Genomic DNA, 25127 nt, shown 5'->3' with positions numbered 1-25127 from the left:
GCTTAGTCTTTAAAGACACAAAGCCCGTACTAAAGTACGGGTTCCGAACAGATTGCAAACATAATAGTCATGTTTGGAAAGTTTTAAGATTTAGAATTTATTCAGTAAGAGATTAAAATAATAGGAAAAAACAGTTGATAAACTTAGACCGAGTTGCACGTGAAATCAAGACTATAGGACTGTACGATTTGGTTTTGCAGGATGTGCAAAGAATTACCGGGAAAAACAGAGTAAATGAAGAAGAAATTCTTCAGATATTAGAGAAAAATCCGGAAATTCTGCAAGATTACATGCAGACAAATGTCGAATACAATTTGAGCAATATCCATCTCAAAGATATCAATGTACAAAATCTCAAAGATGAATGCAAACAAGAAGCGCAAACCTTTAATGAAAATCTGGCAAAATTGCGTGTCTTGGAAAAATATACACTTGATTTTGAACAGAGTGCCACGCTTGTCATCATTTTTTCCATTGAGTTTTTTGTTCTTTTTTCTGTGCAGTATTTTATAGTATTGCTAAATCTCAAAGCGTGGCAATGGTGGATATATACACTCTTTGCCTCCTCTGTTGCTTTTGCCTACTGGTATGGTAAAAAGCAGAGCAGACTGTATGCAAAAAACAAACAGCGTTACGAAATGCTTTATCTGCAGACATTACAACTCTTGGAAGCACTGGAAGAAAAAGAGTGTATCAAAAAAGAGGACTTGTTGATTCATGAGTGTGAAGAACATGTCTAAAACAATCAGTGTTGATTATATTTGGAACAAAGAACTGGCGCTGCAGACAAGCAAGCTTTTTTATGATTATGATATGCGTCATTCTGCCAAAAGATATATAGGCTGGTTTTTTGTCGCTTTGGTGCAGTTTGGTATTGTCGGTGCTTTGAAGCATGAAAGTTACGGTATTTTGTATCTTTCAACCTTTTTGGTCTTTTACTGGTATTTTGGAAGATGGTTTCTGCGAAAAAGAATGTTGTTAAATTTTTACAAAAAAAATATGCCTCAAGATACACAAGTGCATTTTATTATTGACACAGAAGGCTTGCATAAAGATAAAAAGCGCATTCCCTGGGAAGAAATTACAAGGATAATAGAACTTGAAAACGGGATTTTGGTGCAAAGCCTGCATGATACACTTTTTTTTCAAAATTCTGCCTTTGGATCTGTTGATGAACGCAAAGAGTTTTTGGCGCTGGCCAAAGACAAAGGAAAACGCTAATGCACTATTTTTTTATTGGAGCAGTAAGCCTTTTTGTCATAGGATTGCTTATTGTCGGGGCAGTTATGGACAAAGAGGATATGGAAGGTGATGATTAAAAATTAAACAAAGAATTATAAAAATATTCATTTGCATAGAGTATAATTTCATCACTATTATATGGAGATACCTTACATGCAGACACCTTTAGAAAATTTTATAGAGTATAAAGCCGATACAGGGATGCAATGTGGGAATTACTCTATAGATATACCGCCGTTAAAAGAGGGGGAACAGTACCGTTTTCATTTTGATGCTGTTGCCTGTGTCGGGTGTCGGTGCTGTGAAGTTGCCTGTAACGAACAAAACAACAATCCTGCCGATATAAAATGGCGTCGTGTCGGGGAGATGGAAGGCGGAGATTTTCCGGCTTTTACCCAGATGCTCAATTCTATGAGTTGCAATCACTGTATAGATCCTGAATGTCTCACAGGCTGTCCGACGGAATCGTATATAAAGATAGCCGAAACAGGCATAGTCGTGCATGATGACGATACCTGTATCGGCTGTCAGTACTGCACATGGAACTGCCCGTACGGTGTTCCTGTTTTTCATGAAGAGAGAAATATTGTTACAAAATGTCATATGTGTCATGAACGGCTTGATGTCGGAGAGTCTCCTGCCTGTGTGCAGGCCTGTCCTGCAGGAGCTATTGAGATTGAGGTTGTCAATGTCAAAGAGTGGCTGGAACGTGACATAGACGAACAGGCAAACATGCCGTTTTTGCCGGATGCACGCATAACAAATTCTACAACGCGCTACACGCTTCCCGAGAATCTGCCGGATGATATGAAAGAGATGGATGAACACATCTTAAAACCTGCACATAAAGAACTGCCTCTTGTTTTTATGACAGTTTTGACGCAAATTTCACTCGGTGGGTTTTTGGCGCTCTTTTTAGGAGACTTTATGAGTCTGTTTGGATTTGAGAGTACCAACTGGATTATGGCACTGCTTGTGATGCTTCCCGCGGCAATCGGGCTGCCTCTCTCAGCCTTGCACCTTGGGCGTCCGTTTTTGGCGATGACAGCCATGAAAAATATAAAAACCTCGTGGCTCTCCCGCGAGGCTTTGGCTTTGGGTGTTTTTACGGGGCTTATGAGTGCTGTGGTGGCAGTATACTTTTTCGATATCTCCAATATATTGCGTTTATTGCTTGAAGCACTGACTTTAGCTGTGGGAATCTATGGAATTTATGCACAAAGTATGATTTACCGTATTCGTGCCCGTCCTTCCTGGAACAGGATTACAACGAACTTCAAGTTCTTCGGTGTGGCATATATCGGAATCTTTTTCGTTGCATTTATCAGCTCCGTATCAAGCGTGCATGAAGCGATTATTCCTTTGACGACCTTGGGTATGCTCGGTGCTTTGGCGCAGCTTTTTTTCTCTTATGAAGATATAAGAACACTTGATGCCAAAGAGAATGCATACCAACTGCAACGGACAAAAAGACTTTTAAATGAAAATTTTCATAAGCTCAAAATGATTCGTTTCGCCACGTTGATACTCGGTGGTGTGGTACTGCCGCTGTTTACTTTGGTCTTTGTAAGCGCTTCGTTACATGTAACGGCTTCTGTGATGCTTTTTTTGGCAATCATTATTGCCTTTGTGAGTGAAATAAGTGATAGATTTTTATTTTATACCACGGTTGTTCCTCTTGGAATGGCAGGTGGATTTTTTGTAGGGAAACAACGATGATAAGTAAATTAAAAGATTTTTTAGGGTTTGATATAAAAGAAGAGAAATACAAACTCTCGCATGATGAAACATTCGGCATGATAGCTGATGCAAAAAAACCCGATAAATGGGTCTTTTCAACCTGTGGATACTGCGGGGTCGGCTGTGGACTTTACATCGGTGTCAAAGACGGTAAAGCTGTTTACACAAAAGGCAATCCAAAACATTTTGTCAATCAGGGAACACTCTGTCCAAAAGGTTTGAGTGAACATCAAATGCTTAACTCTCCCCATAGAATTCAAACCCCGTTGATAAAACAAAACGGTGAGCTGAAACCTGCAACTTGGGATGAAGCCTTCACGAAAGTAAGCAGTGAATTTAAGAGAATTCAAAAAGAACACGGAAACAAAGCCGTTGCTGTCATTGGCACAGGGCAGTTTTTGACAGAAGAATTTTACACTTTGGGTAAATTTGTCCAGCTTGGTCTTCGCACAAATAATTATGACGGCAATACAACCTTGTGTATGGCATCTGCTGTTATGGGTTACAAACAGTCTCTTGGCAGTGACGGTCCGACAAGCTCATATGAAGATTTTGCACTTGCCGATACTATTTTTTTGGTGGGAGCCAATATTGCGGACAATCATCCGATACTTACCTTACATGTAAACAAAAACCCAAAAAAGAAAGTCATCGTTATAGACCCCAGGGCCTCGAAAACATCCCAAATGGCAGATGTGTATGTGCCTGTAAAACCGCGTACAGATCTGGCGCTTTACAACGGTCTGGCTTACATTGTGATGGAGCAGGGATGGGAAGATGAAGGTTATATAAAAGCAAATACAAACGGATACAAAGAGCTGAAAAAGCATTTGCAGGATTATCCGCCCCAGGAGGTGGCAAACATTACAGGCATTGATGTCAAAACCCTGTATGAACTCGCACGTGAATTTGTCTCAAGTAAAAGTGTTATCACCGGTTGGACAATGGGTGTGAACCAGTCTTTTATGGGAACAGATACTGTCAGTGCCATCATTAATCTGCATCTTTTGACAGGGCATATCGGTCGAGAGGGAACGGGGCCTTTTAGTATAACAGGGCAGTGTAATGCGATGGGAACACGTGAGACAGGGTTCACTTCATCTCTTCCGGGATACAGAAACTTTGGGGATGAAAAGGCTTTAAAAGAATATGCGGAAATTGTCAATGTTCCTCAGGAAATTATTCCGCGTGAACGTGGCTATAAATATGCCGAAATTATTGATGCCATAGACAGAGGTGAAATAAAAGCACTTTGGATAACGGCGACAAATCCGCTGGTTAGTTTTGTCAATCAGGACAAACTGCGAAAAACACTGAAAAAACTTGATTTGCTGGTCGTGCAGGATGCTTTTTTAGGCGATACGGCACAAATAGCAGATGTTGTTTTCGCTGCTGCGACCTGGGGTGAGAAAGAGGGCGTTTATACGAATTCTGAACGTCGCTGCAACAAGGCGAACAAAGCAGTAGAACCGATAGGTGAGGCAAAAAGCGATTTTGATATCATTCTTGAATTTTCAAAATATTTTGAAGGTGTGAATGAAATGCTTTTTCCAAACTGGAGCCAGCCTCGTGATGCTTTTGAGGAGTGGAAAAAAGTCTCAAAAGGACAGTTGTGTGACTACAGCGGTATGAGTTATGAGCTTATAGAAGAGTTGGGCGGGATTCAATGGCCATGTAACGAACAGTTCCCAAAAGGGAGTAAAAGACTCTACACCAAAGATATTCCTTTTAGAACATCCGATAAAAAAGCAAAACTTGTATGTGTGCAATGGCATCCGATGGCAGAGCCTGTAAGCCCTGAGTTTCCCGTTATTTTAAACACTGGAAGGACAGTTGAGCAGTGGCATACACGAACAAAAACAAGAGATATAGCAATTCTTGACAATTTGGCTCCTGAAGCCTGGGTGGACATAAATCCAAAAGATGCGGTCAAACTCAAAGTAAAAAGCGGTGACAGAATGAGTCTTTCATCTCCAAGGGGGCGCATTGATGATGTTATTGTACGGGTGACATCAAGTGTACGCGAAGGCACGGTATTTGTCCCGTTCCATTTTAATGAACAGCTTGTCAATACGTTGACTAATGAAAGTTTTTGTCCAAAGTCAGGGGAACCTAATTTCAAACAAACGGCAATACAGCTTCACTCAGAAGAGGTACCGGAGGGTCTGATACTTGAAGAGGAACAATCAAGCGGAGCGATTGCACATCACAAGGTCGTTTATGAAGGGGTTGCCTATAAAGAAAAAGAGGTGCATTTGCAACAATAGAAGTTATGTTATAATTATTTACGGGTCCTTTCAAATCCCGTTAAGTTAAACAGTCCAAAAACTTCAAAAATGGCGGTCATAATTATGCAGGAATGTGAACTGTATCAATACACTCTTTTTACAGGCAGTATACTTTTGCTTGCAAGTCTGTTTTTTAATATCAAATACAGAAAAAAGATAAAAAAACGCTTGGAAGATGAAAACAGACTCATAAAAAATGCCTACTATCATCCTGTCACCTCTCTCCCAAATAAAGAAAATGTTAAAATAGTAATTTCTGAACAGATACAAAGAGCTTTGCGACATAATAAATCTTTTTTGGTTATGGTAATAAAAATAAAAAATTTTCATGAAGTTCAGCTGCATTCCAAAGTGCTGGCAGAGGAATTTATGCTTGAAGCAAGTAACAGACTGCTGCAAAGTACACGGAGTGAGGATATAATCGGACATATCAGTGATGACTCTTTTATAATTGTTTTTAATGAATATTTACAAGAAGAAAATTACAGGAGAGTATGTCAAAGAGTAGAGGAATCATTTGCACAGGCTCCCGAACTCAATACAAAATATACTATAGATTTTAAGGTTTCCATAGGTACATCTGTGTATCCGGATGGGGCTGCAAATCCGGATGCATTAATGGAAAAAGCGAGAAAGGCTGCAATTGATAGAGATTGAATAGTTCAAAGCAAAACAAAAGCCAATTTTAAGTATAATTCACGGATTTTATAAAAAGGTATATGCATGGCAAACAAACGTGTTTTAGTTAAATTTTCGGGTGAAGCTCTTGCTGGAGAAGCAGGTCATGGAATCGATACAAAGATTTTAAAGTATATTGCCCAGGAGATTAAAACTCTTGTTGATGCAGGTATAGAAGTCGGTATAGTCATTGGAGGCGGGAATATCATTCGTGGTGTGACTGCTGCCCAAGACGGAATTATTAAGCGTACATCCGGAGATTATATGGGAATGCTTGCAACTGTGATAAACGGTGTAGCAATGCAGGAGGCCTGTGAGCATGCCGGAATGCAGGTACGTATGCAAACCGCTATAAAAATGGAACAGATTGCTGAACCGTATATTAATCGTAAAGCGACACGCCATCTTGAAAAAGGACGTGTTGTTATTTTTGCAGCAGGGACGGGAAATCCGTTTTTTACTACAGATACGGCAGCAACACTTAGAGCTGTTGAAATCGGTGCAGAAGTTATTATCAAGGCCACAAAAGTTGACGGTGTCTATGACAAGGACCCTGCCAAATACCCGGATGCGGTGAAATTGCCCGAACTGACCTATGACCAGGCATTGCAGGATCATATAAAAGTTATGGATGATACCTCAATAGCACTGGCAAAAGACAACAGTCTGCCTATTATTGTCTGCGATATGTCCAAGCAAGGTAACTTATTGGATATTTTAAATGGCAATATGAGCAACTGCTCAATAGTAAAATAAACTAAAGGAAAAACAGAGAATGAAAGTTGAAGAATTAACAGCGAAAGTTTTAGATGAAAATCCAAGTATGGATAGATATCAACTGGCAATTGCAGTTGCAAAAAGATGTGATGAACTGGAAAACGGTGCTCCAAGCAAATTAAATGTCAATACAAGCAGTATCAAGTCAACTGATTTGGCGCTTATGGAAATAGCTGAAGGACTTATTAGAGTCAAAGGCTTTAGCGACAAAGAGAAATAAGTTTTTGCCTTTGAGTCAAATGGATATAGAACAGGTTAAACACATCAATGATGTTGAATCTGCAATAGCTTATCTTTTTTCTCAAATACCCCAAAGTGAACCACTTGAAAAAGCATTAGACTTTTCTATAAAAGCACACGAAGGGCAGTATAGAAAAAGTGGTGAAGCTTACATAATCCATCCCATTTTAGTAGCCTCCATTGTTGTTTCTATAACAAATGATGAGTCGATGGCTATTGCTGCCTTATTGCATGATGTAGTTGAAGACACTCCTGTTACTATTGAACAGATAGAAGATTTGTTTGGTAAGGATGTTGCCCATTTGGTGGAGGGACTTACAAAAATAGATACGATTAGAGATCATGAACTCATTCCCTCCAATTCTGATGAAAAGCTTGTTGTATCGGCACTCTCTTTTAGAAAAATGCTTATTGCCAGTATTCATGATGTACGGGTGCTTGTTGTCAAACTGTGTGACAGACTGCACAATATGCTCACCCTTGATGCCTTGCCCGCTCACAAGCAAAAACGAATTGCCGAAGAGACATTGGTTGTGTATGCCCCTATTGCACACAGATTGGGGATTTCATTTTTAAAAAATATACTTGAAGACTTAAGTTTCGGCTATTTGTTTCCCAAGGAAAAGCAGGAAATAGAAAATTATCTTCAGACAAACTATCATGCAATTGAGATGAAACTTGATGCAATCAAAGAATCAATAATGAAGATTCTTGTGAAAAATGGCTTTTGTGAAGATGATTTTGAGATTTTGTCCAGAATAAAACATAAATATTCTATTTATCTGAAGATGCAGAGAAAAGGTGTGAGTATTGATGAGGTGCTGGATCTTTTGGCTGTTCGGATTCTTACAAAAGACCCTGTAAAGTGTTATACGATTTTGGGGCTTATTCATCTTAATTTTCGTCCGCTTGCCTCACGTTTTAAAGATTATATTGCTGTTGCAAAAGACAATGGATACCAGACCATTCACACAACTGTTTTTCATGATGCTGCAATTTTTGAAGTACAGATTCGAACCTATGATATGCATAAAACTGCTGAACTCGGAGTTGCCGCACACTGGAAATATAAAAGCGGCGGCAACAATATCAAGCTGGACTGGTTAGACAGTCTGCAGTACCAAAATGAGTCTGTAGAGGATTTTTATGCATTGATAAAAAATGATTTGTATTCTGAAGACATTTCGGTTTTTTCTCCGTCCGGTGATGCTTTTACCCTTCCCCGCGGAGCAGTGGCACTTGATTTTGCTTACGCTGTACACTCGGAAGTCGGAAACAAAGCTGTGAGCGCTTTAATCAACAAAACAAAAGCCTCTTTAATGAGCGAACTCAATAATGGTGATATAGTAAAAATTATTACCGGAGATGAAATTGTTACAAGATGTTCCTGGATTGATGCGGTCAAAACATCAAAAGCCAAAACAAATATGAAACTAAACTGCAATGCAAGAATACGCGATCTTAATGCAAAAGTGGCTGTGAGTATTGTTGCAACTGCAATGAAGCTGAATTTCGCGAGAGTGCAGGAATGGTTTTTGAAACATCATTGTGACAGTGTGACCTCTATTCCTAACGACATAGAACATTTTAAGAATGTTATTCATAAATATATAGTAGAAATCAGTAAAAACAACAGATTTAAAAAGTTTATTTCCCGACACAGATTCAAACTCAAAGGGTATGAAATTGCAGGTATTGAGATATTCTCTACAACAAACATTACCGATATAGTGTTTGATTACTGCTGTCATCCTAAACACGGGGATGAAATTATGGGATTTTTGGATAAAACAAAGGTGCATGTTCATCACAAACTGTGCAACAATGCTACAAAAATGCTCGATGCACATGATCCGATGGTCTTTGTCCGCTGGAAGCAGGAAAAAATTTACCGATACAAACTGATTGCCTCTTTGCATAATGAAAAAGGTGCTTTGGCTGAGTTTTTAAGTTTCCTGGTTAAATTGGATGTGGATATCAATGCAATTGAGCTGGGCAAAGAGAGTGCTGATTATATTAAGTACTGTGAGCTTGTTTTTGAGGCAAAAGAAGCTGATATTAATTCACTTCGTGCTAAAATAGAGTCTAAAATAAAAGTTGTCAATTTGGTGAGAACTGATGATGCTTATAAAAATTAAATAAATATAGAGAGAAAAAATGATAGATGAAGCTTTAAGAGAGATAAACAGAGGTTGTGCAGAGATTATTGACAACGAAAGAATAGAAAAACTTTTAAAAGCTTATTTTCAAGAGGGAAAGACATATACGGTAAAAGCCGGTTTTGACCCGACTGCACCGGATTTGCATCTTGGACATACTGTTCTTTTGCAAAAACTTGCAACCTTTCAGAAATATGGTGCAAGAGTACAGTTTCTTATAGGAAGTTTTACGGCAACAATTGGTGATCCGACAGGGAAAAATGCCACACGAAAAGTATTGTCAAAAGAAGATATAATCAAAAATATTGAGAGTTATACGACACAGGCTTTTAAAATTTTAGATGAGAATAAAACAGACATAGTCTACAATGATGACTGGCTGGGAAAAATGAGTGCAGCTGATTTAATAGCGCTTGCCTCAAATTTAACAGTGGCACGTATGCTGGAGCGTGATGATTTTTCAAAAAGATTTAAAACAAATGTCGCAATTGCCACAAGTGAGTTTATGTATCCGTTGTTGCAGGGTTATGACAGTGTACACTTGAAATCTGATATAGAAATAGGCGGAACAGATCAAAAATTTAACCTTTTAATGGGAAGACAGCTGCAAAAAGTATATAATATTAAGAAACAGCAGGCTGTTTTAATGATGCCTATTCTCGAAGGTCTTGACGGTGTCCAGAAAATGAGTAAGTCTCTGGGAAATTATATTGGTGTTTCAGATGAACCAAATGATATGTTTGGTAAAGTTTTAAGTATATCCGATGAGCTGATGTGGAGATATTTTGAGCTTTTGAGCGATAAAAGTCTTGATGAGATTGCAGCACTTGAGAGAGCAGTAAAAGAAGGAAAATTACATCCGAAAAAAGTAAAAGAAGACTTGGCATTGGAAATCACAGCGCGTTTTCATGATAAAGAAGCAGCACAAAATGCAAAAGAAGAGTTTGACAAGGTCCATTCAAAAAGCCAAATTCCAAGTGATATTGCAGAGTTTAGCTGTGAGGGACCGATTTGGATTGCAAAAGCTTTGGTTGACTGCAAGATGGAACCCTCAACATCCCAGGCCAGAAGAGATATCAAGCAGGGTGGTGTTAAAATAGACCAGAAAAAAGTATCTGATGAAAAGTTGGAATTGTCATCAGGAGAGTACCTGTTACAGGTTGGAAAAAGAAAATTTGCAAAGTTAAAGGTTAAATAAAATGAGTTTCAAGTCTTTAAAAATTGGTAAATATGAGATTGAAAAACCAATAGTACAAGGTGGTATGGGCGTTGGGATCAGTTGGGATCAGTTAGCTGGTACTGTTTCAAAAGAAGGCGGACTTGGAGTTATCAGTTCTGTTGGAACAGGTTACTACAAAGATAAAGAGTTTGCAAAAAAACTGGTAGCAGACAGGCCTTTGAGCGAAGCAAACTTTTACTCAAAAGAGGGCTTTACCGAAATAATAAAAAATGCCAGAAAAATCTGTGGCGACAAGCCTTTGGCCGCAAATGTTTTGTATGCTATCAATGACTACGGACGTGTTGTTCGCGATGCCTGCGAAGCCGGTATCAATATTGTAATAACAGGTGCAGGGCTGCCGACAAATATGCCGGAGTTCACAGAAGGCTATCCTGATGTAGCGCTTGTACCTATTGTATCCTCTGCAAAAGCTTTGAAAATTATTTGTAAAAGATGGCAGAAGCGCTATAACCGTCTTCCTGACGCAGTTATTCTTGAAGGTCCCAAAAGCGGTGGGCATCAGGGCTTTACATACGAACAGTGTTCAATGCCTGAATATCAGTTGGAAAACCTTGTAAAACCTGTTGTAGAAGAAGCAGAACAATGGGGCGGCATGCCGGTAATTGCTGCAGGTGGTGTTTGGGACAAAAACGATATAGAAGCCATGATGGAACTCGGTGCGAGCGGTGTTCAAATGGGAACACGTTTTATCGGTACTTATGAGTGTGATGCGCATGCAAACTTTAAAAAAGTCCTTCTTGATGCAAAAGAGGGTGATATTAAACTGATGAGTTCTCCTGTGGGATACCCTGCACAGGGAGTTGTGACAAATCTCACTCATATGGTAGAAAAAAGAGAAGGTCCTGCAATTAAGTGTATTTCAAACTGTGTTGCACCGTGTAACCGGGGAGAAGAGGCTAAAATTGTCGGTTTTTGTATTGCAGACAGATTAAGTGATGCTTATGAGGGCAACCTGGAAACAGGACTCTTTTTCTCTGGAACCAATGGCTATAAACTAAATGAAATTATTACAGTAAAAGAACTTATTGACAAGCTTATGCATGGTGAATAATACTGTATGGTAAAAGTTTTTGCTCTCATACTTTTTTTTATTACTGTTTTACATGCTGTCAATGATCAGGAGATTTTAAAAAGGGCAGATTCTTTTTTAAAATCTTCGAGTAAAAGCAATCAGTTTCGTGCATATAATGATTATAAAAATCTGTATTTAAGAGCATTGTTGAACGGAGATAAAAAACTTAAACACTCCGCTCTAAAAGGGATAATCTCCAGTGGACATAAATTACATATTGATGTAAAAAGATATGAACAGGAGTATAAACACCTCTCCCCTGCGTCCAGAAAAAATTACAAAGCAAAAAAAAACATTAAAGTCACATCTTCACATAAATTAAAATCAGTTCGCTTTTATAATAAAAGACTGGTATTACAGTTTGATAAAAATCTTCAAAAGAAACAGGTGAACTATTTTACGCTCAATGATAAAAAAAAGAGCATCTATAAATATGTTTTTGATATACATGCTTCCATGTTGAAGAAGTCAAATACTCTCAAACAAGAGGGGGTTGATAAAATTAAACTGGCACAGTACAATCCAAATACATTGCGGTTGGTTATTCAAAACAAAACTCCTTTAAAAATCCGTTTTTTCAAAAAAGGCAAAGAGCTTTCTATAAAAATTATCAACAAGTCAGTAAAAACAAAGAGTGTTGCAGTATTTAACAAATACAAGAAAAAGTCACCCAAAAGACTCGACAGAAATAAAATCATAGTCATAGATGCGGGGCATGGCGGAAAAGACCCGGGAGCCATAGGATACAGAAAATACAGAGAAAAAATTGTGGTCTTAAGTATAGCAAGAGAGTTAAAGCGTATACTTCGTGCAAGAGGTTTTACAGTGTACATGACACGCGACAGTGATCGCTTTATAAAATTAAGAAACAGAACAAAATATGCAAACAGAAAAAATGCAGATATCTTTATCAGTATCCATGCCAATGCAGTTGGACGCAAAGATGCCAAAAAAGTTTGTGGACTGGAATGCTATTTTCTTTCAACATCCCGTTCAAGCAGGGCAAAAAAAGTGGCAGAAATGGAAAATTCGGCAGATTTGGATGAGATGGACTATTACGGAAAGCAAAGCTTTTTAAACACAATAAATTCACACAATATTGTTGCATCGAACAAGCTGGCAATTGATCTGCAAAGAGGGGCGTTAGCAACACTCAAAAGCAGATATAAGAATGTGAAAGATGCAGGGGTCAGAGAAGGACCGTTTTGGGTGCTTGTAGGGGCACAAATGCCTTCTGTTCTGGTAGAAGTCGGATTTATAACACATCCGACAGAAGCCAGACGGCTTGTAAGCAGAAGTTACCAAAAAACAATGGCACAGGGGCTTGCCAATGGAGTGGAACGCTATTTTATAAACTCTCAAAAAAGATAAAGCAGCCTTGAGGCTTAGTCCTCTTTTTTATATTCCAAATCCCCGGCAACAGCTTCTTTGTCGTTGATGACTTTTTCAATCTGCTGTTTGACTTTGTCATAACGGAACTGCTCTTTGAATCCCATAATTCTTCCTCCGGCAGCATTTGGGTGACCTCCGCCGTTTGCCCACTCTTTGGATATCTGTGCAACACTTACCTTGTCGCTTGCACGCAGACTCATTGTTCCCCGATAGCTGACATCCACAATGAAATCATATTCAGGGTAGGCTGTTAAAAATCCGTTGCCGACTATGGAGGTGTTTCCTATTCCATAACTCAGGTAGCCTCTGTATCCCTTGTAATAGATTGTTTTTTCACTTCTGGCTTTGCCCATAAGTTCAACGACATACCGTGTGGCAAGATTGTCGAGTGTATCATCTTTGTCGCGTTTGAAAAAATTCTTTTTTAAAGAGTGGATTTTTTCATCAAGTAAAATAGGAGCATCAGGTTCATGAATGAATTTTGCCGCTTCATGCAACAGTGTGAGTTTGTAGTTTGAATCTTCATCAGGAAACATAATTCGGTTGAGCTCTTTTGTTTCTGTCACAAGACGCATACAGACTTTCCCGTATTCAAAATTGTCATGTTCTTCCTGTTTCCATAAATCTACTGCATTAACAACATCAACATACTTCTCCATCCATGCAGGTTCGTTGAGCTCAAAGTGTTCTTTTGCATAGTCATAGGTGATTTTTGTAGCGCAGCGGCTGGTATCAAGATAGTACCATTCATGTTTTTTTGCACTCTCTTCCCCGCTTCCATGGTGATCAAGAAGTTGTAATTTGACATCAAATGCACCGTCATTCATTTTTTTTACTTCATGGCTGAGCCAACGGGATTCATCCGCTGTAAGATTCAGGTCCGTAATAAGAATGTAAGCTTTTTCTTTTGCTTTTCTGATGTTTTCCAGCATAAGGTCGAGCTTTTGTTTCACTTCTGCTCCGTAATTGGAGTTGTAGTTAAATCTTTTGTACGGTGTGTACTGCATGACCAGCTGGCAGCTGTAGCCATCCAAATCAATGTGTGAAAGATGATGAATAGTTCTGTTTTTCATTTGTACCCTTTTAATTATTTGTTTCTTGTGTTTGAATTGAAATAGAGCCCATCACTTCAAATGTAGCACTCGAATCAATTTCTGCATGAGAGAGTGTTACAACATCAAGAGAAAATCTCTCAAATATTTCTGCAACACTGCGACGGATTTGTGGATCGACGATAATAATAACAGGGGAAATCCCTTTTTGCAGTAAGTCTGCAGCCTTTGTGCTTGTTGCCTGAATCAGGGCATTTATTTCTCCTACATTGAGCATGAGGTTCCTCACACCGTCTTGTTCTTGTGATTTTTGCAGTAACAACTGCTCAGTCTGTGTATCAAATGTCAAAAGGCGTATCACCCCGTCATCCCCTGCATACATTTGGGTAATGACGCGAGAAAGTCTGGCTCTTACCTGTTCTGTTATAAGGTCAACATTTTTTGTGTATTCGGCAATATCTGCAATTGTCTCTAAAATAGTAAGCATATCTTTGAGCGGAATTTTTTCATGCAACAGTGCTTTGAGAACTCTTTGAATAAGACCGATAGAAGCCACTTTTAAAACGTCATCAATGATTACAGGATAATCATCTTTTATTTTATCAATAAGTGACTGTACTTCTTGACGGGTTAAAAGCTCTTCGGCATTGCGTTTGATGAGTTCGCTCATATGTGTGGAGATGACTGTAGCAGGATCAACAACGGTGTATCCGTTGATAATGGCATCTTCTTTTTGTTCCGGTGCTATCCACAGGGCGTCGAGTCCAAAAGCAGGTTCTTTTGTCGGTTCTCCCTGAATCTCTCCTGTAGCCATACCGCTGTCCATCGCAAGAAATTTATCAGGCATGATCTCACCCTCACCAATGGCAATGCCTTTAAGCAGTACCTGATATTGGTTAGGTTTGAGATGTAAGTTGTCACGTATTCTGACCTGCGGCATTAAAAATCCATAGTCATTTGCTATTTTTCTTCGCATGGAACGGATACGTTCAAGCAAATCACCACCCTGGGAACTGTCAGCCAGTTTTATAAGTTGATATCCCAAAGTCAATTCAAGCATTTCTACTTTGAGTATGTCATCAAGCGCATTTTCCTCCTCTTTTGCAATTTCTTCGTTCGTTTTTTTCGGTTTGATTCTCTCTTTCTCTTTTTCTGTCTCTTCTTTTGTCTTGACACCAAGGAGATTCTCAACATCCAAAATGGAAAGTTCCCCTTTTTCATATTTGTAGATAGACCACCCAAGCAGGGCGAATATTATTCCGACAAATCCCATAGAAGCAGTAGGCAGGCCAGGAACAAGAGCAAACAGGAGCATGATAAAGCCGACTATCATCATAATCTTTGCATTTCCGATCATCTGTGAAATAGTGCCTTCGGCAAAATTGTCACCGTCACTTGAGGAACGGGTAATGATAATACCGGTTGCAGTTGAGGTAATGAGTGCCGGAATCTGGCTGACAAGACCATCCCCGATTGTAAGGAGTGTGAAGGTAGAAGCGCTGTCTGCAACGCTCATATCGTACTGAAAAACACCGATGAGAAAACCGCCGATGATATTTATAAGAGTAATAATAATACCTGCAACAGCATCGCCTTTGACAAATTTTGAAGAACCGTCCATCGCCCCGTAAAAATTGGCATCCTGAAGAATTTCTGCACGGCGTTGTTTTGCTTCGGCATCATCAATGAGTCCTGCATTTAAATCCGCATCAACCGCCATCTGTTTTCCGGGCATAGAGTCAAGTACAAAACGTGCTGCAACTTCTGCAACCCTTGTGGAACCTTTTGTGATAACCATAAAGTTTATAAGAACCAAAATGGAAAAAACGATAATTCCGATAACATAGTTTCCCCCGACAACAAAATCACCAAAACTTGTAATAACATCACTTACCTGTTCCGGCCCCTCATAACCGTGACTTAAAATCATTCTGGTTGTCGCAATGTTGAGTGAAAGCCTAAAAAGGGTGAGAATCAGTATAAGTGTCGGGAAGGTAGTCAAGTCTGTCGGTTTTGGTACATATAATGAAATAAGCAAGATTAAAACAGACAAGGCAATTGAAATTGTCAGCAAAACATCCAATATCGAAGAAGGCAGAGGAACAATGATAATGGCGAGTATTGCCATTACAAAAAAGACAACACCAAGATCACGTTTGCCTAGTAAAAAGTTAAGGGAGGTTCCGATTTTTTGTTTTGTTGTCAATTTTCTTGCCAAGTGTCAGTGTCTCACCAAATTTAGTCGTCGAGTAAGTCTGCCAAAGTCAAGTTTGCCAAAAACAAATCTATTTTCCCCTGGAGTTTGTGTAAAAAAGGCCATATTGTACATGTACTGGCTTTTTCGGAAGGACAGTCTTCCAAAGAGGGAGCACACTCAAAAACAGTAGGTGCTTTGCCTTCTACGCAGGACGCGACACTAAGCATATTGATATCTTTGGGATCTTTGTTGAGTGCAAAACCACCATTGACACCTTTGTATGAGTTTAAAATCTGCGCTTTTGCCATAGACTGAAGAATTTTTGCCAAAAAACTTTTGGAGATAGAAAGCTCTTTGGAAAGAGTATCACTGTCCATTGGCGCTTCTGCTTTGCAAAGCAGTATAAGTGATAAGATGGCATATTCGCTGGCACGGGTTATAAGCATGTATTTACTTTCATTATTTAAACTTTTAAAATGATATTATATCCAAAATTACTGCTGAAATAAACAAAAATAAAATTTAAAGAAAAGTTTTGCTATAATCACGCTTCAATTCTTCTGCATTGTGCATTTGAGTTAGATTATTATACCTATCAGGAGGCTATTATGGCTTTAGATTCGGCTAAAAAACAAGAAATAGTTGCGAAATACGGTCGCAGTGAAAATGACACTGGTTCAAGTGAAGTTCAAATTGCACTTTTAACTGAAAGAATTAAAGAGTTAACAGAACACTTAAAAGTTTTCAAAAAAGATCACGCATCTCGTTTGGGATTACTGAAATTAGTTGGTCAGCGTCGTCGTTTGATGAAATACTTCAAAAGAAAAGACAAAGACGCCTATATGAAACTCATCGAAGATTTAGGCATCCGTGACAATATCTAAGTTTTAAACTTTTTCTTTAAAAGTCCCTTTTAAGGGACTTCTTCCTTACATGTAAACTAATTTTTATAAAAAAATCTCAATCGCCCTTTGTAAATCATCTTTTGTATCTATACCAAAACCCGTACTCGCCACTTTGACCATAGCTATATTTTTTCCATGGTATATTGCACGAAGCTGCTCTAGTTTTTCTATGTCTTCAACAGGGGCATCAGGGAGTGAACAAAACTCTTTTAAGCTTTTTTTAGAAAAACCGTAAATACCGATATGTCCGAAATAGACAGCTTCTCCGCTTTGATTGAATGGTATTTTAGCACGGGAAAAATAGACGGCATTGCTGTTTGCATCGAGCACAACTTTGACGAGATTGGAATCCTCTGCCGCTTGTGCATTAACAGCGTTGTAGCAGCTTCCCATAATAAAATCTTTTTTTTCTTTTTGCAGTTCTTTGAGTTTTTGTATAAGGGACTCAACAACATCAGGCTCTATAAAAGGTTCATCTGCCTGTACATTGATAATAAGTTCTTCATCCGATAAATTTAAAATAGTGGCACATTCATGAATTCTGTCCGTACCGCTTTTATGTGTTGTGGATGTCAGCATAGCTTTGATTCCATGCTTTTTACATGTAGTAATGATACGTTCATCATCGCACGCGACAACTACATCATCCAAATGTGATACTCTTTGTGCCGTTCTTACCACCATAGGCAAGCCTCCTATGTCTGCTAAAACCTTTTGCGGAAACCGTGTGGATGCCAATCTTGCCGGAATAATAATCATATTAATCTGCCCTTATGATATAATTGCAATATTATAACCCAAGGGACTTTAATTCATGCTTCTTTACCAACCGGATTCTGGTTACTGCTATAACAGCGACTCTCTTTTTTTGTACGATTTTATCAACTCTTTTCATCCCAAAGGGAAAGTTTTGGATGTAGGTGCAGGTTGCGGAGTGGTAGGACTGCTTGTTGCAAGAGACAATGAAAAAATAGAACTTGAAGCAGTGGAAAAGCAGGAAGTTTTCAGGCATTTTTCAAAAACGAATGCCCGAGTCAACAAAATAGCGTACAGACTGCATGAGTGTGATTTTTTGGATATGCAAGAAGTGCAGAAATATGACTATATTATTTCGAACCCGCCGTTCTATCCGGCTGGTGTACAAAAAAGCCAAAATGAGATATTATTTAATGCACGCTATAATGTACACCTCCCCTTAGAGAAGTTTTTTAAAAAGGTGTCGCGTTTGTTGCGGCCACATTCACATTTTATATTTTGTTATGATGCGACACAGTTTGGAAATGTCTGCGTTGAACTTGAGAGAGTCAAAATGAAGATAGTGGATGTGCAGTTTGTCCACCCCAAAATTGACAGGAGTGCATCACTTGTAATGATACATGCAAGAAACGGTTCAAAGGCAATGATGAAGGTCTGGCCTCCATTGATAAGTTTTGAGGGAGACAATCCTTCACAAAAAGTACAAAACATTTATAAAAAAGCCAATACACAGAGTATAAAATGTCAAATATAATAAAAAAAGAAAATTATCCTTATGCTTTTGATGCCAGTGCATGTGCTGCATGCGAAGGCAGATGCTGTACAGGGGAGAGTGGTTATATATATGTCACTAAAAATGAAATATTTGCAATTGCAGAAGTTTTAGCAATGGATGTTAATGAATTTGCGTTAAAATATCTCTTTAAGAAAGGGTATAAATACTCTATCAAAGAAAATAAAATTAATGACTCCTATGAATGTGTTTTTTATGACAGAAAAACAAATGGGTGTAAAATATACAGTGCCCGTCCAAATCAGTGTAAAACATTTCCTTTTTGGGATTATTACAAAACCAGAGTTGATGAGCTAAAACTTGAGTGTCCAGGAATAATAGATGATTAGAATTCTCCTTTTAGTAACAGTGTCGCTGTTTTTTGTTTCATGCTCAACGCATCCCAGACCGATAAGTTCAAATGAAAAAGCTTTTGAGGGTGAAGATCTCTATATTATGCTTGCGTTAAATGCTGAACTTACAAAACATTATGATGTGGCGGCAAAGCGTTTTGAAGAACTTTATGACAAAGCATCCAAAAAAGAGTATCTGTATCGCTCTTTGCATAACTATCTTTTGGCAAAAAAGAATGAAAAAGTGATTGAAAAAGTTGATGAAATAACAGAGGGTACTTTCTCTGATCCAGCGCTTATCCGTCTAAAAATCATTGCTTTGACGGAAATGGGAAAACTCGATTATGCAAAAAAACTCTCAATCGCACTTGCAAAAAAAACACAAAAAGCAGAGGATTACCTTTTAGCCAGTGATGTGTATATCAAAAACCAGGAATTTGATGTAGCTTTAAAGTATCTTAACAGTGCGTATATGAAAGAGTATAACGAAAAAATACTTGATAAAATGGCAATTATTCTGTATGTTAATCTGCACAGGAAAAAAGATGCGATTGCCTATCTTGAGACACATACACGCATGCACGGATGCTCACAGCTTATTTGTAACCGTTTGATCGGAATTTACAGTAATGAAAACAATATTGAAGGTTTGCTCTCTGTATATAAAAGACTCTACAATTTAAAAAAAGACAAATCAGTCGCACAAAAAATAATCCGTATATATGCCTATAAAAGAGACTATGTCAAACTTATTGACTTTTTGGAAGAGACACATGCAGATGATACGGTACTTTTAGAACTCTATACGACAGGGAAAAATTATGCAAAAGCAAGTGCTTTGGCGCAGAAACTTTATGAAAAAAGCGGGGATATAAAATATTTGGGACAAAGTGCTGTTTATGAGTATGAAGCACACAGCAAGAAAATGACAAAAAAGCTTTTGGCATCTATAGTAAAAAAGTTGACAAAAGTTACCAAAGAGACAGATGAACCACTCTATCTAAACTATTTGGGCTATATTCTGATTGATCATGACCTGGATATCAAAAAAGGTATGTACTACATCAAAAAAGTATTAAAAACAAATCCGGATTCTGCATTTTATCTGGATTCCCTGGCATGGGGCTATTATAAACTGGGAAAGTGTGTTGAAGCGAAAAAAGTGATGGACAGGGTAGTCAATATGGAAGGCGGAGACAATCCTGAAGTACTCTTACATGTAAAGAAAATAGAGGCATGTTACAAAAAGAGTTTAGAACACAAAAAGGGGAAGAAGAAAAAATGATTTTAGATGATATTATTAAAAAAACAAAAGAAGATCTGATACAAAGAGAGAAAGAGTTTTCTCTGGACTGGTTAGGACGTTCTCTTGCATTCAATGCCAGACAGCCGCGTGATGTAATTCCGTTTTTAAAAGCTACAGAGGAAGACCCGTACAGAATTATTGCTGAGGTGAAAAAGGCCTCGCCTTCAAAGGGTGTCATTCGTGAAGATTTTGATCCGCTCGCCATTGCTCAGGCCTATGAACGGGGAGGGGCAAGTGCTATTTCTGTTTTAACGGAACCGCACTTTTTTCAAGGTTCTCTTGATTATCTTGCAGGTATTCGCAGATATGTTTCTGTTCCTCTTTTAAGAAAAGATTTTATTATTTCAAAATATCAGGTACTTGAAGCTCTGGTTTTTGGGGCTGATTTTATTTTGCTTATTGCAGCAGCTTTAAGCAAGAAAGAGCTCAAAGATTTGCTGGGCTATGCAAGACACTTGGGATTGGAAGTTTTGGTTGAGGTGCATGACAAAAAAGATTTGGTAAAAGCTATTTATGCCGGGGCAGATATTATCGGAATAAATCACAGAAATCTGCAGACGTTTGAGATGAATATGAACCTTTGCTATGAATTGATTCCTTTAATACCAAACGGAAAAATTATTGTGGCGGAGAGTGGCATATACGAGCATGGACAGCTTGAAGATTTAAGCAAAGCAGGGGTTGACGCATTTTTGGTCGGTGAATCATTAATGCGGCAAGAAGATGAAGAGTTGGCAGTAAAGAAACTGAAATTCGGAGAAAATTATGAAAAAAAATAAAATTATTATTCTGCTTTTTACACTCACAGTGTTCTTTTTGAGCGGATGTACGCAAGAAGCACAAAATAAAATAGGACGCTCTATCCAAAACTGGACAGGAACAAACGGTGTGCTTGATATTTATATGGGCGGCAAACTGGTGCAGAGATTTATCAAAATTGACAAACTTACCACAGCGACGAGTACAGACGGAAATACACCGAGAAACTACCGCTACGGGTATGGTTATATAGATACTAACAGAAATTTTGTAGTTGATAAAGGGGAGAAAAAAGTCTACTTTGAAATCAGTAATTATTCAACACCCTATGTGTTTTATGAAAACCCAAAGAATTAAATGATGGATGTGATTCAACTTTTTAAATATCTGATCAACTCAAAAAGTGAAACACCGGATGATGGCGGTATTTTGAATTTTGTTGAGGATTATCTTCCCGGTTTTGAAGCGATAAGAATTGATATTGAAGATGTTAAAAATCTTTTTATCTATAAAAGATTTTCCGAGGGTGAGCATCTCTGTTTTGCCGGGCATGTTGATGTTGTTCCTGCAGGAAAAGGATGGGATACAAACCCGTATGAAGCCGTGGAAAAAGGGGGCTATATATACGGACGGGGCGCACAGGATATGAAAAGCGGACTCGCCGCTTTTATTCAGGCTGTAAAAGATACGAAAAACTTTAAAGGCACGCTCTCTTTGCTTTTAACTTCGGATGAAGAGGGTGAAGCAACGAACGGTACGGTCAAAGTACTGGAATATTTGAAAAAGAACAATATGCTTCCGGATGCCTGTGTGGTTGCAGAGCCTACATGCGAAAAAGAGTTTGGCGATGCCATAAAAGTGGGACGCCGCGGTTCTATTAACGGGTACCTTACTCTTAAAGGAAAACAGGGGCATGCAGCTTATCCCGAAAAAGCGATAAACCCCATACACCAAATAGCAAAAGTTTTGGGTGATATGGCAGGTGTTGATTTGGATGAGGGAGATGAGTTTTTTGCACCTTCAAAGTTTGTCATTACCGATATTCGTTCCGGTATGCAGGTGACAAATGTTACACCCAATGAGCTGAAAATGATGTTTAATGTGCGCAACAATACAAAAACCACACAAAAAGAGGTAGAAGAATTTGTTGCCAGACATTTACAGGGATTGGACTATGAACTGCGTCTGACACAAGGTTCCTATCCTTTTAAAACAGATACGGATACGAAACTTGTCAAAAAAATAGACACGGCTATAGAAATGGTTACATGTAAAGTGCCAAAACACTCTACGGCAGGCGGAACAAGCGATGCAAGATTCATTGCACCTCTTGGTATAGATGTGGTTGAGTTTGGTGTAAAAAATGACACCATTCACTCGATAAATGAGAGAACAACACAAAAAGAGGTGCAAGATCTCTATAGCGTTTTTAAAACGCTTATCAGCGAGTGGAACAGGCAGTGAAATCTCTTTTTGTGCTGCTCTTTTTCAGTGTCACTCTTTTTTGTGCACCGCTTCAGTGGAGTCATGACTATTTTAAAGCATTGTCAGATGCAAAAAAAGAGCATAAGCTTATCTATGTGTTAATCATTTCTGACACATGCGGGTGGTGCAAAAAATTTGAAAAGACAACTTTGCAAAATACAAAGATTAAAGAGAGAGTTAATAAAGAATTTGTTACTGTTTTACTCTCAAGAGACAGACATGCAATACCGAAATTTTTGAAAACATCTCCTGTTCCAAGACACTATTTTTTGGATGAAACAGGAAAAATACTGTATGCATCTTTAGGATACAGAGACGAAGAGATGTTCAATGCATTTATGGACAATGCCCAGGAACATTATGAAATACTAAAGGATGAAAACTATGAAACAAGTAAAGACAGATAAAGCACCTTCGGCAATAGGACCCTATTCACAGGCAATCGTGGCAAACGGAATCGTTTATACATCAGGACAGATTGCGTTAACGGCTTCAGGTACAGATGAGCTGCTTCAAGAAGATGTGTCAATTCAAACAGTTGCAGTTTTAAAAAATCTTCAGGCAGTTTTGGAAGAAGCGGGAAGCTCTTTACAGGATGTGGTAAAAACAACAATTTTTTTGGCAGATATGGACTCGTTTGCCACAGTCAATGCAATATATGAAAAAGCATTCGGTGAACATAAGCCGGCACGCGCAACAGTAGCGGTAAAAACACTGCCTAAGAATGCTTTGGTAGAAATAGATGCCGTGGCATTAGTGACAGACTACTCTTTTTAAGTGGTATTTCTTTTTGTTTAATCAAGACTTAAAGCTTGAATGGGTATAATTCCGGACTTTTGTAGAAATACAAGCTAAAAATATGTAAGGACCATAGATGTACGCAATTATTAAAAATGGTGGTAAGCAGTATAAAGTTCAAGAGGGTGATGTTTTATCATTGGATAAATTATCTCTTGACACTGGTGCTACGGTAGAGATTAAAGAGGTTCTGGCTGTGAATGCCGGAGAGCTTAAGATCGGAACTCCTTTTGTAGAGGGTGCAGTTGTAACTGCTGAAGTTATTGCAGAAGGACGTGACAAGAAAGTTGTAATTTTCAAAAAGCGTCGTCGTAAAGATTCTAAAGTAAAACGTGGTTTCAGAAGAGACTATACTCGTGTTAAAATCACGAAAATAGCTGCGTAATAAATTAAGGAGATAAGTAATGGCACATAAGAAAGGTCAGGGTAGTACACAGAATAATCGTGATTCGGCTGGTAGAAGACTTGGTGTAAAAAAATTTGGTGGAGAGGCTGTAGTGGCCGGTAACATCATTATTCGTCAAAGAGGAACAAAAGTTCATCCAGGCAAAAATGTAGGTATGGGAAAAGATCATACTATATTTGCTTTGGTTGACGGTGTTGTTGCGTTTGAGCGAAAAGACAAAAAGCGTCAACAAGTTTCCATTATACCTGCTGCGTAATTTCTACAGTATAAAACCTCTTGTTTCCATCATATCCGATGGAAACATATTCCACAAAGAAAATTCAAAATATTTAATAAGTTACTTTATAATTCATAGTATTTTCTTAAGTATTTACAATGGCATAAAGCCATAAAAAGGATTCACGAATGTTTACAGATAGTGTCGAATTAACAGTTAGTTCTGGAAAAGGCGGGCAAGGGTGTGTGGCTTTTCGCCGTGAAAAGTTTGTACTCAATGGTGGTCCAAACGGTGGCGACGGCGGAAAAGGCGGTGATATATGGTTTAAGTGCGACAACAATACGCATACACTTTCACACTTCCAGAGAAAAATGCATATAAAAGCTGAAAACGGCAAACCCGGCGAAGGTTCAAACTGTACCGGAAAATCAGGGGCAAAAAAAGTCATTATTGTCCCACCCGGAACACAGATTATTGACCAGGAAAGCGGTGAAGTTCTTTTTGATATGGTTGAAGACGGACAGGAAGTGAAATTTCTGCAAGGCGGAAAAGGCGGACTCGGCAATACACACTTTAAGTCACCGACAAACCAAAGACCGACGTATGCACAGCCCGGTGAAAAGGGTGAAACGAGAAATATCAAGCTTGATTTGAAACTGATTGCAGATATCGGACTGGTCGGTTTTCCAAATGTCGGAAAGTCTACGCTTATTTCTACTGTGTCCAATGCAAGACCTGAAATTGCAAATTATGAGTTTACAACATTAACGCCGAAACTCGGTCAGGTAAATATCGGAGATTATGAATCATTTGTTATGGCAGATATTCCCGGAATTATCGGCGGAGCGCATGAAGGCAAGGGCCTTGGAATCGAATTTCTTCGTCATATCGAAAGAACAGAGATATTGCTGTTTATGATAGACTTGGCATCGTACAGAGATCTCAAAGAACAGATAGAGGTACTCAAAGACGAAGTAGCTTCTTTTTCACAAAAGTTGGGCACTTCGCGATATGCAATAGCATTAACACGAACAGATATAGTGCCTCAAGAAGAAGTTTCCCAAAAAATCGCCGAATTTATCAAGATGCTTGATCTTGAGTCCAGCAAGGGAAGTGAATTTGATTTTGATGAGGATTTGCCTTATTTTATTCAGGAAAGTGTTGATGAAACATTAGGGTATGATAGAGAAAAACCTTATTTTGTTGTGCCTATTTCTTCCGCGATTAACAAAAATATTGAACCTTTAAAGTACGCACTCTTTAATTTAGTACAGCAAACAAGGCAGTAATTCC

At 38.5% G+C, this 25127-nt stretch carries 27 protein-coding genes; 23 read left to right on the top strand and 4 right to left on the bottom strand.

The genetic code is table 11. The annotated features are described in order from the left end of the window. The first annotated feature begins 134 nt into the window (after positions 1-134). The 11 genes from MLC52_RS08860 to MLC52_RS08810 all read left to right on the top strand — a co-directional run bounded on the left by MLC52_RS08860 (position 135) and on the right by MLC52_RS08810 (position 12807). Positions 135-740, top strand: a complete 606-nt coding sequence (locus tag MLC52_RS08860) for a hypothetical protein (RefSeq protein ID WP_434580084.1) — start codon at positions 135-137, stop codon at positions 738-740. After that, entirely contained in the window at positions 718-1221 is a 504-nt protein-coding gene (locus MLC52_RS08855) for a hypothetical protein (RefSeq protein WP_434580083.1), read from the top strand. The genes MLC52_RS08860 and MLC52_RS08855 overlap by 23 nt, the downstream gene beginning before the upstream one ends. A gap of 174 nt (positions 1222-1395) precedes the next feature. Further along, a complete protein-coding gene (locus MLC52_RS08850) occupies positions 1396-2961 on the top strand; it encodes a DmsC/YnfH family molybdoenzyme membrane anchor subunit (protein ID WP_434580081.1) in 1566 nt (521 codons plus the stop codon). Continuing rightward, positions 2958-5249, top strand: a complete 2292-nt coding sequence (locus MLC52_RS08845) for a molybdopterin oxidoreductase family protein (protein ID WP_151899886.1) — start codon at positions 2958-2960, stop codon at positions 5247-5249. The genes MLC52_RS08850 and MLC52_RS08845 overlap by 4 nt, the downstream gene beginning before the upstream one ends. A gap of 69 nt (positions 5250-5318) precedes the next feature. Then, positions 5319-5927: a GGDEF domain-containing protein gene (locus MLC52_RS08840; RefSeq protein WP_346389022.1), complete on the top strand. Its 609-nt coding sequence runs from the start codon at positions 5319-5321 to the stop codon at positions 5925-5927. Between the two features lie 66 nt (positions 5928-5993). Continuing rightward, the gene (gene pyrH, locus MLC52_RS08835) at positions 5994-6704 is read left to right on the top strand and encodes a UMP kinase (RefSeq protein ID WP_151899887.1); all 711 of its coding nucleotides are present in this window, start codon (positions 5994-5996) and stop codon (positions 6702-6704) included. A gap of 19 nt (positions 6705-6723) precedes the next feature. Continuing rightward, on the top strand, positions 6724-6945 hold the full coding sequence (locus MLC52_RS08830; RefSeq protein WP_151899888.1) for a DNA-directed RNA polymerase subunit omega: 222 nt from the start codon (positions 6724-6726) through the stop codon (positions 6943-6945). Positions 6946-6964: 19 nt separating this feature from the next. Then, positions 6965-9103 carry a RelA/SpoT family protein gene (locus MLC52_RS08825; RefSeq protein ID WP_434581633.1) on the top strand — a complete coding sequence of 713 codons (2139 nt, stop codon included), beginning with the start codon at positions 6965-6967 and terminating at the stop codon, positions 9101-9103. Positions 9104-9122: 19 nt separating this feature from the next. Continuing rightward, entirely contained in the window at positions 9123-10322 is a 1200-nt protein-coding gene (gene tyrS, locus MLC52_RS08820) for a tyrosine--tRNA ligase (protein ID WP_434580078.1), read from the top strand. A 1-nt stretch (position 10323) separates the two neighbouring features. Continuing rightward, positions 10324-11415 (top strand): nitronate monooxygenase, encoded by a 1092-nt coding sequence (locus MLC52_RS08815; RefSeq protein ID WP_151899891.1) that lies wholly within the window; start codon positions 10324-10326, stop codon positions 11413-11415. Positions 11416-11421: 6 nt separating this feature from the next. Beyond that, positions 11422-12807 carry an N-acetylmuramoyl-L-alanine amidase family protein gene (locus MLC52_RS08810; RefSeq protein ID WP_434580076.1) on the top strand — a complete coding sequence of 462 codons (1386 nt, stop codon included), beginning with the start codon at positions 11422-11424 and terminating at the stop codon, positions 12805-12807. Positions 12808-12821: 14 nt separating this feature from the next. On the opposite strand, the gene MLC52_RS08805 is transcribed toward MLC52_RS08810, so the two are convergent. Genes MLC52_RS08805 through MLC52_RS08795 form a run of 3 tightly spaced genes read right to left on the bottom strand, consistent with a single transcriptional unit; the run spans position 12822 to position 16523 of the window. After that, complete coding sequence (locus MLC52_RS08805; protein ID WP_434580074.1) at positions 12822-13901, bottom strand: DHH family phosphoesterase; 1080 nt, start codon at positions 13899-13901, stop codon at positions 12822-12824. A 10-nt stretch (positions 13902-13911) separates the two neighbouring features. After that, positions 13912-16098 (bottom strand): flagellar biosynthesis protein FlhA, encoded by a 2187-nt coding sequence (flhA, locus tag MLC52_RS08800; protein WP_434580072.1) that lies wholly within the window; start codon positions 16096-16098, stop codon positions 13912-13914. Between the two features lie 20 nt (positions 16099-16118). Beyond that, positions 16119-16523 (bottom strand): RrF2 family transcriptional regulator, encoded by a 405-nt coding sequence (locus tag MLC52_RS08795; RefSeq protein WP_151899894.1) that lies wholly within the window; start codon positions 16521-16523, stop codon positions 16119-16121. Positions 16524-16685: 162 nt separating this feature from the next. Here MLC52_RS08795 and rpsO point away from each other — a divergent pair, with 162 nt between their 5' ends. After that, positions 16686-16961, top strand: a complete 276-nt coding sequence (gene rpsO, locus MLC52_RS08790) for a 30S ribosomal protein S15 (protein ID WP_151899895.1) — start codon at positions 16686-16688, stop codon at positions 16959-16961. 63 nt (positions 16962-17024) lie between these two features. On the opposite strand, the gene kdsB is transcribed toward rpsO, so the two are convergent. After that, entirely contained in the window at positions 17025-17741 is a 717-nt protein-coding gene (kdsB, locus tag MLC52_RS08785) for a 3-deoxy-manno-octulosonate cytidylyltransferase (protein WP_418640534.1), read from the bottom strand. Between the two features lie 55 nt (positions 17742-17796). Between kdsB and MLC52_RS08780 the strand changes: the two genes are divergently transcribed. From MLC52_RS08780 to obgE, 11 genes are all read left to right on the top strand, one after another. Continuing rightward, complete coding sequence (locus tag MLC52_RS08780; RefSeq protein ID WP_434580070.1) at positions 17797-18492, top strand: tRNA1(Val) (adenine(37)-N6)-methyltransferase; 696 nt, start codon at positions 17797-17799, stop codon at positions 18490-18492. Continuing rightward, positions 18480-18860: a YkgJ family cysteine cluster protein gene (locus MLC52_RS08775; protein WP_151899898.1), complete on the top strand. Its 381-nt coding sequence runs from the start codon at positions 18480-18482 to the stop codon at positions 18858-18860. The genes MLC52_RS08780 and MLC52_RS08775 overlap by 13 nt, the downstream gene beginning before the upstream one ends. After that, entirely contained in the window at positions 18853-20148 is a 1296-nt protein-coding gene (locus MLC52_RS08770; RefSeq protein ID WP_434580068.1) for a hypothetical protein, read from the top strand. The genes MLC52_RS08775 and MLC52_RS08770 overlap by 8 nt, the downstream gene beginning before the upstream one ends. Then, a complete protein-coding gene (gene trpC / locus MLC52_RS08765; RefSeq protein ID WP_151901490.1) occupies positions 20145-20948 on the top strand; it encodes an indole-3-glycerol phosphate synthase TrpC in 804 nt (267 codons plus the stop codon). Before MLC52_RS08770 ends, trpC begins: the two co-directional genes overlap by 4 nt. Then, positions 20935-21285 carry a hypothetical protein gene (locus tag MLC52_RS08760; RefSeq protein ID WP_151899900.1) on the top strand — a complete coding sequence of 117 codons (351 nt, stop codon included), beginning with the start codon at positions 20935-20937 and terminating at the stop codon, positions 21283-21285. Before trpC ends, MLC52_RS08760 begins: the two co-directional genes overlap by 14 nt. Positions 21286-21288: 3 nt before the next feature. Beyond that, on the top strand, positions 21289-22392 hold the full coding sequence (gene dapE, locus MLC52_RS08755; protein ID WP_346389039.1) for a succinyl-diaminopimelate desuccinylase: 1104 nt from the start codon (positions 21289-21291) through the stop codon (positions 22390-22392). Continuing rightward, positions 22389-22820: a DUF255 domain-containing protein gene (locus tag MLC52_RS08750; protein ID WP_434580065.1), complete on the top strand. Its 432-nt coding sequence runs from the start codon at positions 22389-22391 to the stop codon at positions 22818-22820. Before dapE ends, MLC52_RS08750 begins: the two co-directional genes overlap by 4 nt. Beyond that, on the top strand, positions 22798-23190 hold the full coding sequence (locus MLC52_RS08745) for a RidA family protein (RefSeq protein ID WP_151899902.1): 393 nt from the start codon (positions 22798-22800) through the stop codon (positions 23188-23190). The genes MLC52_RS08750 and MLC52_RS08745 overlap by 23 nt, the downstream gene beginning before the upstream one ends. 97 nt (positions 23191-23287) lie before the next feature. After that, complete coding sequence (gene rplU / locus MLC52_RS08740) at positions 23288-23596, top strand: 50S ribosomal protein L21 (protein WP_151899903.1); 309 nt, start codon at positions 23288-23290, stop codon at positions 23594-23596. A 19-nt stretch (positions 23597-23615) separates the two neighbouring features. Continuing rightward, on the top strand, positions 23616-23873 hold the full coding sequence (gene rpmA, locus MLC52_RS08735) for a 50S ribosomal protein L27 (protein WP_151899904.1): 258 nt from the start codon (positions 23616-23618) through the stop codon (positions 23871-23873). Between the two features lie 149 nt (positions 23874-24022). Continuing rightward, entirely contained in the window at positions 24023-25123 is a 1101-nt protein-coding gene (gene obgE, locus MLC52_RS08730) for a GTPase ObgE (protein WP_434580061.1), read from the top strand. The last annotated feature ends 4 nt before the right edge of the window (positions 25124-25127 follow it).

The organism is Sulfurimonas sp. NW15 (genome assembly GCF_051132285.1).
GTDB lineage: Bacteria > Campylobacterota > Campylobacteria > Campylobacterales > Sulfurimonadaceae > Sulfurimonas > Sulfurimonas hydrogeniphila.
This window is presented reverse-complemented; position numbering and strand designations above follow the sequence as displayed.

What these genes read in the sequence shown, in the direction of transcription:
- MLC52_RS08745 (WP_151899902.1), top strand. Translation starts at nt 22,798, where the DNA reads ATGAAACAAGTAAAGACAGATAAAGCACCTTCGGCAATAGGACCCTAT.
- MLC52_RS08815 (WP_151899891.1), top strand. Translation starts at nt 10,324, where the DNA reads ATGAGTTTCAAGTCTTTAAAAATTGGTAAATATGAGATTGAAAAACCA.
- rplU (WP_151899903.1), top strand. Translation starts at nt 23,288, where the DNA reads ATGTACGCAATTATTAAAAATGGTGGTAAGCAGTATAAAGTTCAAGAG.
- obgE (WP_434580061.1), top strand. Translation starts at nt 24,023, where the DNA reads ATGTTTACAGATAGTGTCGAATTAACAGTTAGTTCTGGAAAAGGCGGG.
- rpmA (WP_151899904.1), top strand. Translation starts at nt 23,616, where the DNA reads ATGGCACATAAGAAAGGTCAGGGTAGTACACAGAATAATCGTGATTCG.
- rpsO (WP_151899895.1), top strand. Translation starts at nt 16,686, where the DNA reads ATGGCTTTAGATTCGGCTAAAAAACAAGAAATAGTTGCGAAATACGGT.
- tyrS (WP_434580078.1), top strand. Translation starts at nt 9,123, where the DNA reads ATGATAGATGAAGCTTTAAGAGAGATAAACAGAGGTTGTGCAGAGATT.
- MLC52_RS08825 (WP_434581633.1), top strand. Translation starts at nt 6,965, where the DNA reads ATGGATATAGAACAGGTTAAACACATCAATGATGTTGAATCTGCAATA.
- MLC52_RS08770 (WP_434580068.1), top strand. Translation starts at nt 18,853, where the DNA reads ATGATTAGAATTCTCCTTTTAGTAACAGTGTCGCTGTTTTTTGTTTCA.
- kdsB (WP_418640534.1), bottom strand. Translation starts at nt 17,741, where the DNA reads ATGATTATTATTCCGGCAAGATTGGCATCCACACGGTTTCCGCAAAAG.
- MLC52_RS08830 (WP_151899888.1), top strand. Translation starts at nt 6,724, where the DNA reads ATGAAAGTTGAAGAATTAACAGCGAAAGTTTTAGATGAAAATCCAAGT.
- MLC52_RS08810 (WP_434580076.1), top strand. Translation starts at nt 11,422, where the DNA reads ATGGTAAAAGTTTTTGCTCTCATACTTTTTTTTATTACTGTTTTACAT.
- MLC52_RS08795 (WP_151899894.1), bottom strand. Translation starts at nt 16,523, where the DNA reads ATGCTTATAACCCGTGCCAGCGAATATGCCATCTTATCACTTATACTG.
- MLC52_RS08775 (WP_151899898.1), top strand. Translation starts at nt 18,480, where the DNA reads ATGTCAAATATAATAAAAAAAGAAAATTATCCTTATGCTTTTGATGCC.
- MLC52_RS08855 (WP_434580083.1), top strand. Translation starts at nt 718, where the DNA reads ATGAGTGTGAAGAACATGTCTAAAACAATCAGTGTTGATTATATTTGG.
- MLC52_RS08840 (WP_346389022.1), top strand. Translation starts at nt 5,319, where the DNA reads ATGGCGGTCATAATTATGCAGGAATGTGAACTGTATCAATACACTCTT.
- MLC52_RS08845 (WP_151899886.1), top strand. Translation starts at nt 2,958, where the DNA reads ATGATAAGTAAATTAAAAGATTTTTTAGGGTTTGATATAAAAGAAGAG.
- MLC52_RS08805 (WP_434580074.1), bottom strand. Translation starts at nt 13,901, where the DNA reads ATGAAAAACAGAACTATTCATCATCTTTCACACATTGATTTGGATGGC.
- dapE (WP_346389039.1), top strand. Translation starts at nt 21,289, where the DNA reads ATGGATGTGATTCAACTTTTTAAATATCTGATCAACTCAAAAAGTGAA.
- MLC52_RS08850 (WP_434580081.1), top strand. Translation starts at nt 1,396, where the DNA reads ATGCAGACACCTTTAGAAAATTTTATAGAGTATAAAGCCGATACAGGG.
- trpC (WP_151901490.1), top strand. Translation starts at nt 20,145, where the DNA reads ATGATTTTAGATGATATTATTAAAAAAACAAAAGAAGATCTGATACAA.
- MLC52_RS08780 (WP_434580070.1), top strand. Translation starts at nt 17,797, where the DNA reads ATGCTTCTTTACCAACCGGATTCTGGTTACTGCTATAACAGCGACTCT.
- pyrH (WP_151899887.1), top strand. Translation starts at nt 5,994, where the DNA reads ATGGCAAACAAACGTGTTTTAGTTAAATTTTCGGGTGAAGCTCTTGCT.
- MLC52_RS08760 (WP_151899900.1), top strand. Translation starts at nt 20,935, where the DNA reads ATGAAAAAAAATAAAATTATTATTCTGCTTTTTACACTCACAGTGTTC.